Origin of the sequence: Streptomyces sp. NPDC060205, assembly GCF_042728395.1 — a bacterium.
Lineage (GTDB): Bacteria > Actinomycetota > Actinomycetes > Streptomycetales > Streptomycetaceae > Streptomyces.
Map to the genome: position 1 here is coordinate 1 of NZ_JBHWZP010000591.1, position 2,629 is coordinate 2,629.

At 70.6% G+C, this 2,629-nt stretch carries 3 protein-coding genes; all 3 read right to left on the minus strand.

Annotation, left to right across the window (positions count from 1 at the left end):
* Positions 1 to 13 precede the first annotated feature (13 nt).
* On the minus strand, positions 14 to 466 hold the full coding sequence (locus ACFWGJ_RS43250) for a hypothetical protein (RefSeq protein ID WP_387334463.1): 453 nt from the start codon (positions 464 to 466) through the stop codon (positions 14 to 16).
* A gap of 5 nt (positions 467 to 471) precedes the next feature.
* Positions 472 to 1,224, minus strand: a complete 753-nt coding sequence (gene dapB / locus ACFWGJ_RS43255; protein ID WP_387334465.1) for a 4-hydroxy-tetrahydrodipicolinate reductase — start codon at positions 1,222 to 1,224, stop codon at positions 472 to 474.
* 51 nt (positions 1,225 to 1,275) lie between these two features.
* The coding region (locus tag ACFWGJ_RS43260; protein ID WP_387334466.1) for a M16 family metallopeptidase at positions 1,276 to 2,629 on the minus strand (1,354 nt) is incomplete at its 5' end.

Here is a 2,629-nt window from a genome sequence, read left to right on the forward strand (position 1 = left end):
GAGACAGCGTCGTTCAGGCCCGTACGGGCTTGCCGTCGTGGAGGGCGATCGCGTGCTGCATCGCCTTGCGGGCCCGTGGGGTGTCACGGGCGTCGTGGTAGGCGACAGCCAGCCGGAACCAGCTGCGCCAGTCGTCGGGGGCGTCCTCCGTCTCGGCCTTGCGCCGGGCGAAGACCTCGTCGGCGGAGTCCCGGTCGATACGGCCGGCCGGGGTACGCGCCAGCTCGTCGACGGGCAGCCCGCCCTCGGCGTCCAGTTCGGTGGCGAGCCGGTTGGCCCGCTGGACGAACCGGGTGTTCTTCCAGAGGAACCAGACACCGATCACCGGCAGGATCAGGACGGCGACACCGAAGGTGACGGTGAGCAGTGTGCCGTGCTGGATGAGCATCACCCCGCGGCTGCCGACCAGGACGAAGTAGACGACCAGGACGGCGGCCGTGACGGCGTACGTGATTTTCGCGCCCATGGTGGTTACTTCAGATCCAGGAAGTGTTCCAGGCCGAAGGTGAGGCCCGGGGTGTCCACGACACGGCGTACGCCGAGCAGGATGCCCGGCATGAAACTGCTGTGGTGGAGGGAGTCGTGGCGGATCGTGAGGGTCTCGCCCTCCCCGCCGAGCAGCACTTCCTGGTGGGCCAGCAGACCGCGCAGCCGCACCGAGTGCACCGGAACGCCGTCGACGTCCGCGCCGCGTGCGCCGTCCAGGCCCGTCGCCGTGGCGTCGGGCTGCGGGGCGCTGCCCGCCTTCCGCCGGGCGGCGGCGATGAGCTGGGCGGTGCGGGAGGCGGTGCCGCTGGGGGCGTCCACCTTCTTCGGGTGGTGCAGTTCGATGACCTCGACGGACTCGAAGTACGGCGCGGCCACCTCCGCGAACTTCATGGTGAGGACCGCGCCGATGGAGAAGTTCGGGGCGATGAGCACGCCCGTCCCCGGTGCGGCGGCCAGCGAGGCGGTCAGCTGTGCGAGGCGCTCGTCGGTCCAGCCCGTCGTACCGACCACGGCGTGGATGCCGTGGCGCACGCAGAAGCCGAGGTTGTCCATCACCGAGTCGGGGGTGGTGAGTTCGACGACGACCTGGGCGCGGGTGTCGGTCAGGGTCTCCAGGGAGTCCCCGCGCCCGAGGGCTGCCACCAGCTCCAGGTCCTCGGCGGCCTCGACGGCCCGGACCGCCTCTGATCCGATACGCCCCTTGGCGCCCAGGACCGCCACGCGCAGCTTGCTCATGTTCGTGATTCCTTAGTCGGGGACCTGCCCCGGTCGAGGACGTGTGCCGCTCTAGGCGACGGCGTCGTTCAGGCGGGACGCCTGCTTGTCCTTCAGCGGGCCGATGACCGACAGCGAGGGCCGTTGTCCCAGGATCTCGGCGGCGACCTCCCGGACGTCGTCCGGGGTGACCGAGGCGATCCGGGTCAGCATGTCGTCGACGGACATCTGCTCGCCCCAGCACAGCTCGCTCTTGCCGATACGGTTCATCAGCGCGCCCGTGTCCTCCAGGCCGAGGACCGTGGAGCCGCGGAGCTGGCCGATGGCCCGGCCGATCTCGTCGTCGGACAGGCCGTGCTCGGCGACCTGGTCGAGTTCGTCGCGGCAGATCTTCAGCACGTCGTGGACCTGGCTCGGACGGCAGCCCGCGTACACGCCGAAGAGGCCGCAGTCGGCGAAGCCCGAGGTGTACGAGTACACGCTGTACGCGAGGCCGCGCTTCTCCCGGACCTCCTGGAAGAGGCGGGAGGACATGCCGCCGCCCAGCGCGGTGTTCAGGACGCCGAGCGCCCAGCGGCGCTCGTCGGTGCGGGCCAGGCCCGGCATGCCGAGGACGACGTGCGCCTGCTCGGTCTTGCGGCCGAGGAGTTCGACGCGTCCGGCGGTGCGGATGGTGCGCAGGCCGTCGCGCGGGGCGATCGGGGTGGCGGCCTGCTGCCCCAGCGCGCCCGCCTTCTCGAAGGCGGCACGGACCTGGCGTACGACCTTGTTGTGGTCGACGTTGCCCGCGGCCGCGACCACGAGGTGGGTCGGGTCGTAGTGCTTCTTGTAGAAGCGCCGGATGCGGTCCGCGGTGAGGGCGTTGACCGTGTCGACCGTGCCGAGGACCGGACGGCCGAGCGGGGTGTCGCCGAGCATCGTGTGCGCGAACAGGTCGTGCACGCAGTCGCCCGGGTCGTCCTCGGTCATCGCGATCTCTTCGAGGATCGCGCCGCGCTCGACGTTCACGTCGTCCTCGCGGATCAGCGAGCCGGTGAGCATGTCGCAGACCACGTCGATGGCGAGCGGCAGATCGGTGTCGAGCACGCGTGCGTAGTAGCACGTGTACTCCTTCGCCGTGAACGCGTTCATCTCGCCGCCGACCGCGTCGATCGCGGAGGAGATGTCCAGGGCGCTGCGCTTGTTCGTGCCCTTGAAGAGGAGGTGTTCGAGATAGTGCGTGGCGCCGTTCAGAGCCGGCGTCTCGTCGCGCGAGCCGACGTGCGCCCAGATGCCGAAGGTGGCGGAGCGCACGGAGGGCAGGGTCTCGGTGACGACGCGCAGGCCCCCGGGGAGGGTGGTCTTGCGGACCGTACCGATGCCGTTCTCGCCCTTGATCAGGGTTTGGGTACGGGCGACGGCCCGCGCCTCCGAGGAGGTGCGGGCC